The organism is Psychrobacillus sp. FSL K6-2836, assembly GCF_038003085.1.
GTDB lineage: Bacteria > Bacillota > Bacilli > Bacillales_A > Planococcaceae > Psychrobacillus.
Window position 1 is genome coordinate 1,499,870 of record NZ_JBBOOM010000001.1, and the last position, 12,595, is coordinate 1,512,464.

General features: G+C 38.6%; 18 protein-coding genes. 8 read left to right on the forward strand and 10 right to left on the reverse strand.

All coding sequences use genetic code 11. The annotated features are described in order from the left end of the window. Positions 1-421 precede the first annotated feature (421 nt). The 3 genes from MKY37_RS06860 to MKY37_RS06870 all read right to left on the reverse strand — a co-directional run bounded on the left by MKY37_RS06860 (position 422) and on the right by MKY37_RS06870 (position 2,595). On the reverse strand, positions 422-937 hold the full coding sequence (locus MKY37_RS06860; RefSeq protein WP_340775245.1) for a YwgA family protein: 516 nt from the start codon (positions 935-937) through the stop codon (positions 422-424). A gap of 28 nt (positions 938-965) precedes the next feature. Then, entirely contained in the window at positions 966-2,261 is a 1,296-nt protein-coding gene (locus MKY37_RS06865; protein ID WP_340775246.1) for an HD domain-containing protein, read from the reverse strand. 106 nt (positions 2,262-2,367) lie between these two features. Continuing rightward, the gene (locus tag MKY37_RS06870) at positions 2,368-2,595 is read right to left on the reverse strand and encodes a DUF1450 domain-containing protein (RefSeq protein ID WP_093061364.1); all 228 of its coding nucleotides are present in this window, start codon (positions 2,593-2,595) and stop codon (positions 2,368-2,370) included. Positions 2,596-2,795: 200 nt separating this feature from the next. Here MKY37_RS06870 and MKY37_RS06875 point away from each other — a divergent pair, with 200 nt between their 5' ends. Then, positions 2,796-3,419, forward strand: coding sequence for an RsfA family transcriptional regulator (locus tag MKY37_RS06875; protein WP_340775248.1), 624 nt, complete (start codon positions 2,796-2,798; stop codon positions 3,417-3,419). 280 nt (positions 3,420-3,699) lie between these two features. Here the strand turns inward: MKY37_RS06875 and MKY37_RS06880 are convergent, their stop codons facing one another. Together MKY37_RS06880 and pta are read right to left on the reverse strand one after the other, a co-directional pair. Next, complete coding sequence (locus MKY37_RS06880) at positions 3,700-4,539, reverse strand: lipoate--protein ligase family protein (protein WP_340775250.1); 840 nt, start codon at positions 4,537-4,539, stop codon at positions 3,700-3,702. 11 nt (positions 4,540-4,550) lie between these two features. Continuing rightward, a complete protein-coding gene (gene pta, locus MKY37_RS06885; RefSeq protein ID WP_340775252.1) occupies positions 4,551-5,495 on the reverse strand; it encodes a phosphate acetyltransferase in 945 nt (314 codons plus the stop codon). 151 nt (positions 5,496-5,646) lie between these two features. On the opposite strand from pta, the gene hemQ reads away from it, so the two are divergent. The 3 genes from hemQ (at position 5,647) to gerQ (ending at position 7,470) form a co-directional block, all read left to right on the forward strand. Then, a complete protein-coding gene (hemQ, locus tag MKY37_RS06890) occupies positions 5,647-6,396 on the forward strand; it encodes a hydrogen peroxide-dependent heme synthase (RefSeq protein WP_340775254.1) in 750 nt (249 codons plus the stop codon). A gap of 297 nt (positions 6,397-6,693) precedes the next feature. Then, positions 6,694-7,113: a cell wall hydrolase gene (locus MKY37_RS06895; protein ID WP_093493752.1), complete on the forward strand. Its 420-nt coding sequence runs from the start codon at positions 6,694-6,696 to the stop codon at positions 7,111-7,113. An 18-nt stretch (positions 7,114-7,131) separates the two neighbouring features. Next, complete coding sequence (gerQ, locus tag MKY37_RS06900; protein WP_340775258.1) at positions 7,132-7,470, forward strand: spore coat protein GerQ; 339 nt, start codon at positions 7,132-7,134, stop codon at positions 7,468-7,470. A 129-nt stretch (positions 7,471-7,599) separates the two neighbouring features. Here the strand turns inward: gerQ and MKY37_RS06905 are convergent, their stop codons facing one another. The 5 genes from MKY37_RS06905 to MKY37_RS06925 are packed head-to-tail and all read right to left on the reverse strand — an operon-like array spanning position 7,600 to position 9,938. Then, positions 7,600-7,980, reverse strand: coding sequence for a DUF423 domain-containing protein (locus MKY37_RS06905; protein ID WP_340775261.1), 381 nt, complete (start codon positions 7,978-7,980; stop codon positions 7,600-7,602). 19 nt (positions 7,981-7,999) lie between these two features. After that, complete coding sequence (locus MKY37_RS06910; RefSeq protein ID WP_340775263.1) at positions 8,000-8,251, reverse strand: YwdI family protein; 252 nt, start codon at positions 8,249-8,251, stop codon at positions 8,000-8,002. Continuing rightward, positions 8,248-8,427 carry a uracil-DNA glycosylase gene (locus MKY37_RS06915; RefSeq protein ID WP_340775265.1) on the reverse strand — a complete coding sequence of 60 codons (180 nt, stop codon included), beginning with the start codon at positions 8,425-8,427 and terminating at the stop codon, positions 8,248-8,250. The genes MKY37_RS06910 and MKY37_RS06915 overlap by 4 nt, the downstream gene beginning before the upstream one ends. A 37-nt stretch (positions 8,428-8,464) precedes the next feature. Beyond that, a complete protein-coding gene (locus MKY37_RS06920) occupies positions 8,465-9,118 on the reverse strand; it encodes a uracil-DNA glycosylase (protein ID WP_340775266.1) in 654 nt (217 codons plus the stop codon). A gap of 7 nt (positions 9,119-9,125) precedes the next feature. Then, entirely contained in the window at positions 9,126-9,938 is an 813-nt protein-coding gene (locus tag MKY37_RS06925; protein WP_340775268.1) for a DUF4230 domain-containing protein, read from the reverse strand. Positions 9,939-9,979: 41 nt separating this feature from the next. On the opposite strand from MKY37_RS06925, the gene MKY37_RS06930 reads away from it, so the two are divergent. The 4 genes from MKY37_RS06930 to bshB2 all read left to right on the forward strand — a co-directional run bounded on the left by MKY37_RS06930 (position 9,980) and on the right by bshB2 (position 12,520). Continuing rightward, positions 9,980-10,237 carry a hypothetical protein gene (locus tag MKY37_RS06930; protein ID WP_340775269.1) on the forward strand — a complete coding sequence of 86 codons (258 nt, stop codon included), beginning with the start codon at positions 9,980-9,982 and terminating at the stop codon, positions 10,235-10,237. A 69-nt stretch (positions 10,238-10,306) separates the two neighbouring features. Then, positions 10,307-11,140 (forward strand): bifunctional hydroxymethylpyrimidine kinase/phosphomethylpyrimidine kinase, encoded by an 834-nt coding sequence (gene thiD, locus MKY37_RS06935; RefSeq protein ID WP_340775272.1) that lies wholly within the window; start codon positions 10,307-10,309, stop codon positions 11,138-11,140. Positions 11,141-11,469: 329 nt separating this feature from the next. Further along, positions 11,470-11,820, forward strand: a complete 351-nt coding sequence (locus MKY37_RS06940; RefSeq protein WP_340775274.1) for a YojF family protein — start codon at positions 11,470-11,472, stop codon at positions 11,818-11,820. Positions 11,821-11,833: 13 nt separating this feature from the next. Beyond that, positions 11,834-12,520 (forward strand): bacillithiol biosynthesis deacetylase BshB2, encoded by a 687-nt coding sequence (gene bshB2, locus MKY37_RS06945; RefSeq protein WP_340775276.1) that lies wholly within the window; start codon positions 11,834-11,836, stop codon positions 12,518-12,520. Positions 12,521-12,595: the final 75 nt, after the last annotated feature.

Consider the following 12,595-nt stretch of genomic DNA (forward strand, 5'->3'; position numbering starts at 1 on the left):
TCAAAGCGTTAGGCGAAGACCCCGCAGCGAAGACATTTGTCAAACTTTGTTTGAACAATGTCTTTGCGACGAGTAACCGCAGGAGCATTTGTTTTCCAGCGAGGAGGCTGAGGCAACGCCCACGGAAAGCGTCCACCTGAAACGGAAATCAGCAGGATTATTCTCTCTTAAAAGTGTCGAGAACCCAGTGTTCACGGGACATTTTTATATACTTTCTTATCTTTTAAGAAAAACCGGAGAGAAAGACGACCGGTCCTTAAAATCCAAACGCGTTTCTAGGGTTTGTGAAGGGCTTTGAATAGACTTGTTGCTATTTTATTTTATTTTATTTTATTTTATTACCGAGTGAATCTTTAGATGCGCAAACCAAGTGTTCATAGTATATTTTTATAAACTTTCTTACCTTATAAAAAAAGCCATCCTATTGGATAGCTCGTTCATTCATAAGATTCATGACAAATGTAAATGCGTCGTCGATTTCTTCTTTTGTGAAGTTAAGTTTTCCTTTTACGACATGAAGTTTTTCGATTTGCTCCTCTTTTGGCAGATAATCGAAATACAATAATGTCGATACTAGTTCTAAAAAGCGAGAACTTTTATCTTTCATTTGGTTAATGCATGCTACTAAATCTCTTGGTGCTTCAGATACTTGAGCCATTTGCGTGAAATGCTCACCTGCGTCGGTCATTTGGTATTTATATTGAACGTATGAGCCTTTATCTTGTCGTTCTTCTTGTAAAAATCCCATATTACATAATTCTTCAATTCGTAAGGTAAGCTCTTCTGAATAAGGGCCATAAAAATGGAATTCGTATTTTTCCTTGTATGGATATTGAAGTTTTTTTGCGATATAAATCATTTTTTGCAGTTTTTTCCGTCCTGTAATGCCGTTCGCTGCTCCGATAAATTGCACGATTTTTGCATGTTCTTCTATCAATTAGACCCCTCCTTTACTTTCAAGTACATTAAGTTAATAACTCAAGTATTTGTTTCTTTAATGCTTTTTTCTTTCCATCCTTAGTTAAAATATCTTCTGGGAAATACAATTTATGGTCTGTTCTTCTTTTTCCGGAGATTGCCTCCACTATTTCTGATTCGCGTGATAACTCGCGAATTTCTCCATTCGGCTTCAACAAGTGAATCGGTATACGTTCACCTTCTTCTCCAGGACGATAAAAGTCATATGGTAAGTCCGAAGAGGAATCGAAAACTAAGTAATACTCTGGGTCTATACCCGCTTTTTTGAATAACAACTCCAACTCTTTCATCTTCATATAATCTTTTGCCAAATCAAACTCAATATATTGAAATAATTTTCGGTTCACAAAACGATTACTTAGGTCTGACAGAATAGGATCTTTTTCCGTCATCCATAACTGGAAATAAGTTAATAAAACCCCTTCATCTAATGCAAGGTATTCTTTTAAAGTATATGTTCCATCAAAGAAGCCTTTAAAATGAGTCGGTTGCTGTTCAAAATCATATCCCATTTCGCTTAGTGCTTTTGCTCGATGTAGAATTTTCGTCAAAATTACTTCCGCACTGCGGGAAACTGGATGAAAATATACTTGCCAGTACATTTGATATCTACTCATTATATAGTCTTCCACTGCATGCATTCCGCTCGATTTAATGACTACTTGATCTTCTCTTGGTCGCATCACGCGCAAAATTCGTTCCATATCGAAGTGTCCATAGCTAACTCCAGTAAAATACGCATCTCTTTGTAAATAATCCATTCGGTCGGCATCTATTTGACTGGATATTAAACTAACTACCTGCTTATTTGGATACGTTTTACCGATAACGTCAGCAACTCTTTGTGGAAAATCTTCACTAACTCTTTTTAATATCTCATTGACATCCGTATCGCCAAGTATTATTTGCTGCGTGAAATACTCATGGTCTAACCCAAACACATTCTCAAATGCATGGGAAAATGGGCCATGCCCTAAATCATGGAGAAGAGCGGCACATAACACTACTAGTCTTTCAGAATCATCCCATTCCGGACGTCCACTAAAGCTATCATCGACAATTCTGCGTACAATTTCATACACACCTAACGAGTGATTGAAACGGCTATGTTCGGCACCATGAAAAACTAGATACGTAGTTCCAAGCTGTTTAATGCGGCGAAGTCGTTGAAATTCTTTTGCTCCGATAACATCCCAGATAACCTGATCGCGGACATGGATATAGCGGTGAACTGGATCTTTAAACACTTTTTCTTCTGCTAGCTTTTGTGTCGCATAGCTCATTTTTCCACCTCCGTAATGTAAAACTCAAGAACTATTATAGTTAAATGCAATTTAGTATCTATTATAAAGAAAAAAGCCGCATATTGAAAGGCGGCAAAAGTTCATGTTAATCTGCTATCTTGGCGCGTACTTTTTCCATTAATTCGTCTTCCGTCAATGCTGCTACGGGACGATTATTGATAAATGCGAAAGTTTTTTTACGTCCAGGACCGCAGTATGATTGACATTCCTTCACTTCAATTTCTGCCTCAGGATCAATCGCTTTTAGTTTTGGTATTAATGTTTTTAAATTGACGGCCTGACACTCATCGCAAACTCGAAAATGGTTTGCCATAGTCCACAACCCCTTTCATCCGCCGGAGGCATTAACTTGTTTTGGCACCAACTGAATTATGTAAAATAATAATAGTCTACAGGTCATTGTATCTTAAAGTTTATATTGCTATCAAGTGTATATTACGTGAATAAAAGAGCAATAAGTTGACCATTATGTTAATAGAACAACGAAACTATGAACATGGTAGGAGGAAGAACATGGTAAAAATTAGACAAGACGCCTGGATGACAGAAAATGATGAAATGCTAGCAGAAATGGTATTACGTCACGTTCGGGAAGGCAGCACTCAACTAAATGCATTCGAAGAAGCTGGTGATGAATTAAACCGAACTGCAGCCGCATGTGGATTTCGCTGGAATGCAGTCGTTCGCCATCAATATGAAAGTGAGTTAAAGGAAGCGAAAAAAGAAAGAAAAGAAAAGCTTCGTATATTAGGGAAGGATTATAGACGAAGAGGAAACGGAATTTATCTAGCTAAATCACAAGATGATGATGATCGTGCACAATCCATTCCAGTATCTGCATTATCTATTGATATTATCATTGCATATCTCGTACGTTTGCAACATAGTGATTCAGATATTTCTAGATACCGTCATCTCTCCACTATATCAAATGAAAAGATTCGTAAATTAGAAAGCGAACTTGCAAAACTGGAAAAAGAAAACGCAGCTATCAAACAAGATTACGAGCAATTTGTACAAATTATGAACCGCGCAAGACGTCTAGTAACATTAAACGAAGAGGAAATCCCAGCAGTACCCGTTTTTCAAATGGAGAAGAATGGTAACCTAGTATCTAAAGAACCACCAATCATTTAAAAGATTGGTGGTTTTTTTGATTAGTGTTGCTTTGTACTGATTCGAATAAGCTGTTGGCTCTCTCGTATAACAACCAATCTCTCTCGTATGGCTGTTGGATTCTCTCGTATAACAACCATTCTCTCTCGCTTACGCATGGCTCTCTCGTTTAGAACAAAATCCCTCTCGTATGGCTGCTAGTCTCTCTCGTATAGCAATCAATCTCTCTCGTTTACGCTGGAATCTCTCTCGTATAACAACCAGTCTCTCTCGTATAGACGATATACTCTATCCGAACTGTTTACTTCTCTAGCATCTTCTTATTCCTATCTACTACTCGCTGCATGTAAAACAAATACAAATCCATTTCATCTGGTGTAACGGATTGATTGATAACTGCGCTTGATAATTGCTGGAGCAGCTGTTGGATACGAATGACGATATCCTCTACTCTGAGCGATGTACCTAGAAGTTCATTCATCGATGCCATTACTTCCGGTTTAATGTCGGGATATGTAAATTTTGTGTTTTCTCCCTGTATTCCGATTTTGTAAAATCTACGAATTAGTTCTGCTCGTTCACTTCCACTGCCTTCAATACATAAATACACTTGCACTGCGATTCCCTGACGCAATCTACGCTGAGAAATTCCCGCAAACTTTTTACCGCCTATACTTAAATCATATGAACCTGGACAATACGAACCAATAATTTCATAAGCTTCTATTTTTCCACCTGCTTCTGGAAATAAAAGCTCTACAAATGCAAGCATTACTTCATAGCCTGTAGGGATATCAATTGCTCGCTTCGCTTCTGGCAAAATAATAGACATGTTCAATACACCTTCATCTAAGACGACAGCTAGCCCTCCCGAATTTCGAACAATTGGTGTATACCCCTGTGTGCGTAGAAAATCCTGGGCATCCTCCACAAATGGTAGTCGGTGATCCTGTATACCTAACACAACTGTTTGTGAATGGACCCAAGTACGAATGGTAGCGGGTGAAAGCCCTTGTCCGACTAGATGACAAAGTAAATCATCCGATGCAAATGATTCTAGTGCGGATCTACTTTTACCACTTAGCGATTGATCCCAAAACCGCCACTTCTCCTGTTGCAATAAATCTTCTATTTCTGACATGTTACTTCTCCTCAAATAAGTGCTTGTGCAGCAGTAATATAAGCTAGCTTATATACATCATCTGCAGAACAGCCTCGTGATAAATCATTAACTGGTGCATTCAACCCTTGTAAAATAGGACCTATTGCTTCAAATCCACCTAAACGTTGTGCAATTTTATAACCAATATTCCCTGCCTCTAATGATGGAAACACAAATACGTTTGCATCTCCTTGAACTACTGCATCCGGGGCCTTTTTTGCTGCTATCGCTGGAACAATACTCGCATCGAATTGCAGCTCTCCTTCTATTAGAATACTTGAATCGATCTGTTTGGCTAGTCCAGTCGCTTTCACTACTTTCTCTGTTTCCTCTGACTGAGCAGAGCCTTTTGTAGAAAAAGATAGCATCGCGACTTTAGGTTTTATCCCAAACGCCGCAGCTGTTTTTGCACTTTCAACCGCTATTTCTGCTAAATCCTCACTCGTTGGTGCAATTGTAATCGCACAATCTGCGAATACATATCGAACATCCTCTTTTACCATGATGAACGCTCCACTTGTTTTCGAGATCCCCGGCTTTGTTTTAATAATTTGTAATGCGGGTCGCACCGTTTCAGCAGTTGTATGTGCTGCTCCACTTACTAAGCCATTTGCTTGCTCCATATAAACGAGCATTGTCCCAAAATAATTGACGTCTTGTAAAATTTCGCGCGCTTGTTCTTCTGTCACTTTGCCTTTACGACGTTCTACGAAAGCAGCAACTAGCTTGTCCATTTCTTTATAGGTTTGGGGATTAATAACAGTTAGAGCTGAAGGAATTTCTTCTTTATTTCCAATAATAATAGGACGAATGATTCCTTCATCCTGCAGTTTCAATGCCGCTTCAATAATTCGCTCATCATTTCCTTCAGGCAATATAATGGATAGATTGACATCCCTTAATTTCTCTTTTATTTCTTGAAATAAATTCGTCATTATGTCTCCCCCTACGCTTATTTTTATTACCTCAAGCATACACGAGTTTGTCACAGATTGTCATGTCAAAGCCGTGTCATTAGAAGAAATCTTCGAATGTATATGATACACTTAATATGCGATTATTTAACTTAAAGGAGTGTCATAAATAATGAATGAAGCAGCAATTACATTAGACGGTTGGTACGTATTACATGATTTCCGCCAGATGGACTGGGCATCTTGGAAACAAGTAGATCCTGAACTACGTAAACAAGCTACAGATGAGTTCGTAGCATTTTTAGATGAAATGCAACTTGCAGATGATGCAAAAACGGGAGCACATGCTTTTTACACAATCGTTGGGCAAAAAGCAGATTTTATGTTAATGACATTACGTCCAACAATGGATGAGCTTCAAGAACTGGAAGCAAGATTCAATAAATTAACAATAGCGGACTTCACGATTCCAGCTTATTCATACGTTTCAGTAGTAGAATTGTCTAACTACCTAGCTGGTGAATCTAACGAAGATCCATATCAAAATCCACATGTACGTGCACGTTTATACCCAGAGCTACAACGTTCACAATATATTTGCTTCTATCCTATGGACAAGCGTCGTGATGGTGATGACAACTGGTATATGCTTCCAATGCAAGAGCGTAAAGATTTAATGCGCAGCCATGGCATGATTGGTCGCAGCTATGCTGGGAAAGTTAAACAAATCATCTCTGGATCAGTCGGTTTTGACGATTTCGAATGGGGCGTTACACTATTCTCAGACGATGTCCTTCAATTTAAAAAGTTAATATACGAAATGCGTTTTGATGAAGTAAGCGCTCGTTATGCGGAATTCGGTTCATTCTTCACTGGTACTATTCTTGCTGGTGAAAAACGCTCTACATTCTTTAATATTTAATAGGAAAAGGCTGCAACTTTGCAGTCTTTTTTTATTTAAAGATTAAATAAGCATATACCTTATTACTTGCTCTAGTTCTTGAAATACTTGCTCTTTACTGAGGCTTACTTGCCTTATGTGGTATTTACTTGCTCTGACTCAACATTTACTTGCGAATAGGGGAATATTGGAAGTGGTTTGTGTAATCCCCTATTTGTTTCAAAAATCCATAAAACGGAAAAACGTTCGCTATTTTTAGACAATGTTTGTTCATCATTTTCTAGCTGGATGCATAGTGTATGGGTAGGAGGTGATGCAATGGCAGTCGTCAAATCCAACACGAAGCAAATGGAATTACTTGCACGGCTGATGCGAGCAGAGGCAGAAGGTGAAGGCGAGCTCGGCATGCTTATGGTTGGAAACGTAGGAGTAAATAGAGTTCGTGCTGCCTGCCTAGATTTCAAAAATATACGTACGCTAGAGGAAATGGTTTTTCAAAGCCCCGGAGGATTTGAGGCAACACAGAAATCGTACTTTTATCAACGTGCACGTGAGCAAGATAAAAGGCTTGCCCAAAGAGTTATTAATGGTGAACGTTTTCATCCTGCAACCCGTTCTTTGTGGTTTTTTGAACCACCTGGTGAATGCCCTGCGCAGTGGTATAACCAATGGAATACTGGTCGTTTCAAATCGCATTGCTTTTACTCTCCTTCTACCGCAGATTGTCCTGAAATTTAAATTTGAAAGGATGTATGAATGGTTCAATATTATTGGCACCCTGGAGGTTTTCCCCAACAGCAACAACAGATGCAACAACAGATGACCCCACCTAGCGTACAATTACCTGCAGCTACTAGACAACAGGAAGAATCTTATATTGAAAATATTTTAAGAGCGAACAGAGGCAAGTTAGGTACATTCTATTTTACGTTCGAGAACAACCGAGAAAGAAATAATTTAGTAATTACTGGCTATGTAGAAGCGGCTGGTCGGGATCACGTTATTATTAGTGATCCAAATGGTAAACGATACTTAATGCTTATGATTTACTTAGACTATGTAACATTTGATGAGGAAATTAATTATTTCGCTTGATACTTAAAGCTTATTCGTTTTGCGAATAAGCTTTTTTTATGATTGAACGGACTACACGATTCTGGGTGAAACCTAAACTCTTTTTTCTCCATATAAAAAGCCGAACCTATGATAGATTCGACTTACCGATTAGCTTGCGTACTTCACTGCGGCTACTATGAGCATAATCCATCCGACTAAAAATGCTACTCCACCGATTGGCGTTATTGCACCTAAAATACTAATTCCCGTTAAGCTCAACACATATAAGCTACCAGAGAAAATAACGATTCCTGCAAGTATTAAATACCCTGCAGTATTCAAAGTAGAGACTGGACCAAGCACTTTACTACTCATCAATATACCTATAGCTATTAAAGCTAACGAATGGAACATCTGATACTGAACTGCTGTATCCCATGTCGCCAAATATTTGTCGGCCACCTTGCCTTCTAATAGATGAGCTCCAAATGCTCCAAGAGCAACAGATAAAAATCCATTAATAGCACCTGCTATAATAAAAAATTGCACAAATTTCTCCTTCTTTCTCTTAGAAATCGAATAGGGAATCCCCATTTGCATCTTCTTCTTTTAAAGCGACTGGTTGTGTAGGTAGAATAGCTGAAGTCGTCTGTACACCTCTAGTAATAGGAGCTTGTGACGGAATTTGAACTTCTAAACCAACATCACATAATGCTTTGATTGCCACTAATGATTCTCTGACAGATTGCTCGTTTCCATTATTTCTTGCGTTCTTTAGATGTTTATCTATTTGCATTAATAATTGCTCATTAGAAATCATCGTCTTTGTCCCTCCACTTGCTTTGGTTCAAATTTCAAGCATTCCATTCCCGATGAACGCTGTACTACTACGGAGGGAAGTTCCTTTGTTTTAAATCCATATGCCTTACAACCACGGGGATTCCGTGCATCCCATGTCGTAAAAAAGTATCGACATTTGAAACAATTTACAGCCAATGTCCTCCCCCACTTTCCACTGACTATCGTAGCATATTTAGAGGCAAAAATCGATTGGTTGCTCACCCCAAGCCGCCAACCTGGCATTGATCTTGGAATATGGCTTACTCCCAAAAAATCCTCGATGCGCACTTAGCGGGCTAGGATGTGGTGCTGTTAAAATCATATGTTTTTCTGTATCTATTAGTTTAATTTTGGACTGTGCTGGCTTGCCCCATAAAACGAAAATAATTGGCTTTTGTCGATTGGAAAGCTTTTGTATTACAGTATCCGTAAACGTTTCCCACCCCATTCCTTTATGGGAATTCGCTACCCCCGCTTGAACAGTTAACACCGTGTTTAGCAGCAAGACACCTTGCTTCGCCCACTTTTCTAAATATCCACTAGCTGGTAAAGGACATCCTAAATCATCCTTCAGTTCCTTCAGCATATTTCTTAAACTCGGAGGTATACGGACACCTGGCTTCACCGAAAAACTCATTCCATGAGCTTGACCTTCTCCATGATACGGATCTTGACCCAAAATCACTACTTTGACATTCTCGTAGGCTGTCATCTGAAACGCACTGCCGATTTCGTTACGTGCAGGAAAAATTGTTTGAGTAGCATATTCCTTATCTAAAAATAATTGTAGTTCTTTAAAATAAGGCTTTTCCAGTTCCTCTCGTAACACATCTTTCCAACTAGGCATGTCCATGTCACTCCTTAAATTCCACTTCTACATCATAATCCACTAATTGGAACATTTCTTTCACCGACTTAGCAGCATTTTCTTCTGCTAGTTCTAAGATACCCTGTCCGGTTGTTTCTTCCATCATCATTGCTTTCGCAGTCTCTGCTAGTTCATATGCCTCTTCTATATCCGCTTTTTCACGGAATAATCCTTCATATGAAAATACCTCCACCTGGTCAAATAGAATCTCTGGTCCGCCTAAAAACTTTGGTTTTGGCAATGTTAACTTGGCGGTCCTATTCTCATCATTCACTTCTATATCGGATGCAGTTACCTGTGAAAAATCGACACCAGCTTTGACGGAGCCTGGTACAACAACAAGAAGTTGTCTTTTTGTGCCGGGCAAATTAATGCCGATCTCTTTTCCAAATACTGCATTATCTTGTCTTTCAATAATTACTTTCGTATATGCCTGAGCTGTAGATAATTCATTTAGGGCTTGTACTTGTTCCACGAATGATCCTTTACTTTCGGTGAACGTACTTCCTTGAATAGCCCAAAAGGCTGCAAACGGAAGCGCGGCTACTAATAAGAGAATGAGTAATCCAATAAGTAGGAAGGACTTTGAACCAAACTTGTATAAAACTCGGGGCATCTTCCAAAAGTTAAATCCTTTACGGGAAGGGTTTTCCGCAATAGTAGCAGCCGTCTCATCCTGTGCTTTTAATTCTTTTAAAAGCTTTTCCATTTCACGAATCTTGTCCTCTTTTCGCATATCATCCCTCTTTTCCTCTAATTCTATTACGTTTACAATAGCTAAAAGTTTCGCTATTAACAACTAATCTACCATGATACGATAAAAAAAAGGAGATTTTTCAAATGGCAGATTTTCACTATCGAGAAAAGTTAAAACAAATTGAGAAAGCAGCTAGTACAAATATGGTGCCAGAAGGTGCTAAAAATATCGGAATGGGATGCTTTATTTTTGCATTCATCCTCCTTATCGCATTCCTCACTTTTTTATCTATTTCATTATGGATAAACGAAATTATTGTTGGTTCTCTTTTAACGGGTATTTTAGTTCTTGTTTGTCTATTTGTTTTATATAAGTTTTGGACAGCTCCGAAGATTCCATAATTTAAATATCCGACCAAATCTGATACAATAAAATAATTATACGCAGCACAGAAAAAGGGGAAAAGTCCAATGTCTATCAAAAAAACACTTACAATAGCTGGTTCCGATACTTCTGGTGGAGCTGGAATTCAAGCAGATTTAAAAACTTTCCAAGAGCACGGTACATACGGCATGAATGTTTTAACAGTTATTGCTACTATGGATCCTGATAACGGCTGGAGCCATGGTGTTTTTTCATTGCCAGTCGACGAGATTAAACGTCAAGCAAAAACAGCATTATCTACCAATGTAGATGCGATTAAAACTGGTATGTTAAGTACAGAAGAAATTATCGAAACTGCAGGAGATATTATAGAAGAAGCAGGAATTCAAAGTGTAGTTATTGACCCTGTTATGGTATGTAAAGGCGAGGATGAAGTATTAAATCCTGGGACAGTGGATGCAATGATTAAGTTTTTACTTCCGCGTGCATTAGTAGTAACTCCTAACCTATTTGAAGCTGGTCAGCTTTCTGGACTTGGAGTTTTGAAAACAATCGAGGATATGAAAGCAGCTGCGGAAAAAATCCATGCACTTGGCGCTAAAAATGTAGTCATCAAAGGCGGAAAACAGTTAAAACATGAAAAAGCTGTCGATCTATTTTTCGATGGTCTAACACATACACTTTTAGAAACAGAAAAAACAGAAACTACTTATAATCACGGTGCAGGCTGTACGTTTGCTGCAGCAATAACCGCAAACTTGGCTAATGGCTTGTCTGTAAGGGATGCCGTTTTTGAAGCGAAAGAATTTGTTTCAGCTGCCATCGCCCATGGTTGGAAATTAAATCAATACGTTGGACCAGTTCTTCATGGCGCTAAAGGTAAATTTGGTGCACCTGAAGTAACTACTACAACTGTATAATACGTTCCCAAAAGCACGCACAGTCATGTATGACTTGCGTGTTTTTTTGTGTTTATTAAAGTACTTTTTTAGGTAAAATATCCATTTATCAAGTAAATGCTAGTGGAGCACAAGTAAACAAACAATGGGAGCAAGTAAAATCCCCTTGAACGCAAGTAAGTCGACAAGTTGATCAAGTATCTTATAGTCTAAAGCAAGTAAACAACCTTCTAGTTCAACTACATCGCTCCATTTGTAATATCCAAATATCTTTCCCTAATTCAATCATTCGCTTCATGAAGTTATTTTCATTATACTAATAGCAGACAGTATGTTAGGAGGCAATATGAATGGAACTTGTTCAAGTAGAACGCTTGCAGGAGCTTTTAAATAATTTTGCAAACGAAGATGTATATATACATTTAGAAACGACAAATGGTGCATATGCGGCCCATTTTAATGAGAATGTTTTTAATGCGGGTGCCTTTATTCGTAATGTGATGATTCGTTATGAGCTTGGGAAAATAGCTGGAGAATCTCCACACCGTATAGGACTGAAACTTCCACATGGTTGGGTTTATGCGCAAGGAATTACTCATTTCGAGCTAGATGAACACGGTCGATTACTGATGGCAGGTCATGACCAAAGTGGAAAGTTAGCTGTTGCGTTACAAATTAGTAAAACACCATTTACTTATTAAGGAGGACACATAAATGACATTACCAATGGAACGACATGTACTAGTAGTATTCCCTCATCCTGATGATGAAGCATTTGGAGTATCAGGTACAATCGCGACTTATATTAATCAGGGAATTCCGGTTACATATGCTTGCTTAACACTAGGAGAAATGGGAAGAAATTTAGGAAACCCTCCTTTTGCCACACGAGAAACATTGCCGCAGATCCGCAAGGAAGAATTACTTGCATCCGCTAAAGCAATGGGACTTAAGGACCTTCGTATGATGGGATTACGTGATAAGACGATAGAATTTGAAGATGACGAAAAAATGGTAGAGATGATGCAAAATCTGATCTCTGATACGAATCCTTCTCTTATAATTACGTTTTACCCGAATTATGCTGTACATCCTGATCATGATGCGACTGGACGTGCAATGGTTCGTGCAGTGCGACGTATGCCAGAAGAACAACGTCCGACGATTTATGCACTAGCATTCTCTAATGATTCCAAGGAAGTTCTCGGAGAACCAGATATTGTGCATAATATAAAAGAAGCAGCAGAGCAAAAAATGGGATCTATGCGTGCGCATATTTCGCAAACTGCATGGATGTTAGAGGAAATGGATAAACGTCTAGCGGATGGAGAAACTGAAGCAGAAAACTGGTTAAACTTCGAACGTTTTTACACATATGATTTCTCCAAAGATTTCGAATAAAAAAATTTTTCGATAACTATAGACTTCTCTCTGTATTTGAATTATTATTTGTAAGCGTCATCATTACACTACATG

Coding starts and splice junctions, on each gene's coding strand:
- MKY37_RS06920 (WP_340775266.1), bottom strand. CDS start 9,118: ATGCCTAGTTGGAAAGATGTGTTACGAGAGGAACTGGAAAAGCCTTAT.
- bshB2 (WP_340775276.1), top strand. CDS start 11,834: ATGACATTACCAATGGAACGACATGTACTAGTAGTATTCCCTCATCCT.
- hemQ (WP_340775254.1), top strand. CDS start 5,647: ATGAATGAAGCAGCAATTACATTAGACGGTTGGTACGTATTACATGAT.
- MKY37_RS06910 (WP_340775263.1), bottom strand. CDS start 8,251: ATGATTTCTAATGAGCAATTATTAATGCAAATAGATAAACATCTAAAG.
- MKY37_RS06875 (WP_340775248.1), top strand. CDS start 2,796: ATGGTAAAAATTAGACAAGACGCCTGGATGACAGAAAATGATGAAATG.
- MKY37_RS06880 (WP_340775250.1), bottom strand. CDS start 4,539: ATGTCAGAAATAGAAGATTTATTGCAACAGGAGAAGTGGCGGTTTTGG.
- thiD (WP_340775272.1), top strand. CDS start 10,307: ATGTCTATCAAAAAAACACTTACAATAGCTGGTTCCGATACTTCTGGT.
- MKY37_RS06895 (WP_093493752.1), top strand. CDS start 6,694: ATGGCAGTCGTCAAATCCAACACGAAGCAAATGGAATTACTTGCACGG.
- MKY37_RS06865 (WP_340775246.1), bottom strand. CDS start 2,261: ATGAGCTATGCGACACAAAAGCTAGCAGAAGAAAAAGTGTTTAAAGAT.
- MKY37_RS06930 (WP_340775269.1), top strand. CDS start 9,980: ATGGCAGATTTTCACTATCGAGAAAAGTTAAAACAAATTGAGAAAGCA.
- MKY37_RS06940 (WP_340775274.1), top strand. CDS start 11,470: ATGGAACTTGTTCAAGTAGAACGCTTGCAGGAGCTTTTAAATAATTTT.
- gerQ (WP_340775258.1), top strand. CDS start 7,132: ATGGTTCAATATTATTGGCACCCTGGAGGTTTTCCCCAACAGCAACAA.
- MKY37_RS06870 (WP_093061364.1), bottom strand. CDS start 2,595: ATGGCAAACCATTTTCGAGTTTGCGATGAGTGTCAGGCCGTCAATTTA.
- pta (WP_340775252.1), bottom strand. CDS start 5,495: ATGACGAATTTATTTCAAGAAATAAAAGAGAAATTAAGGGATGTCAAT.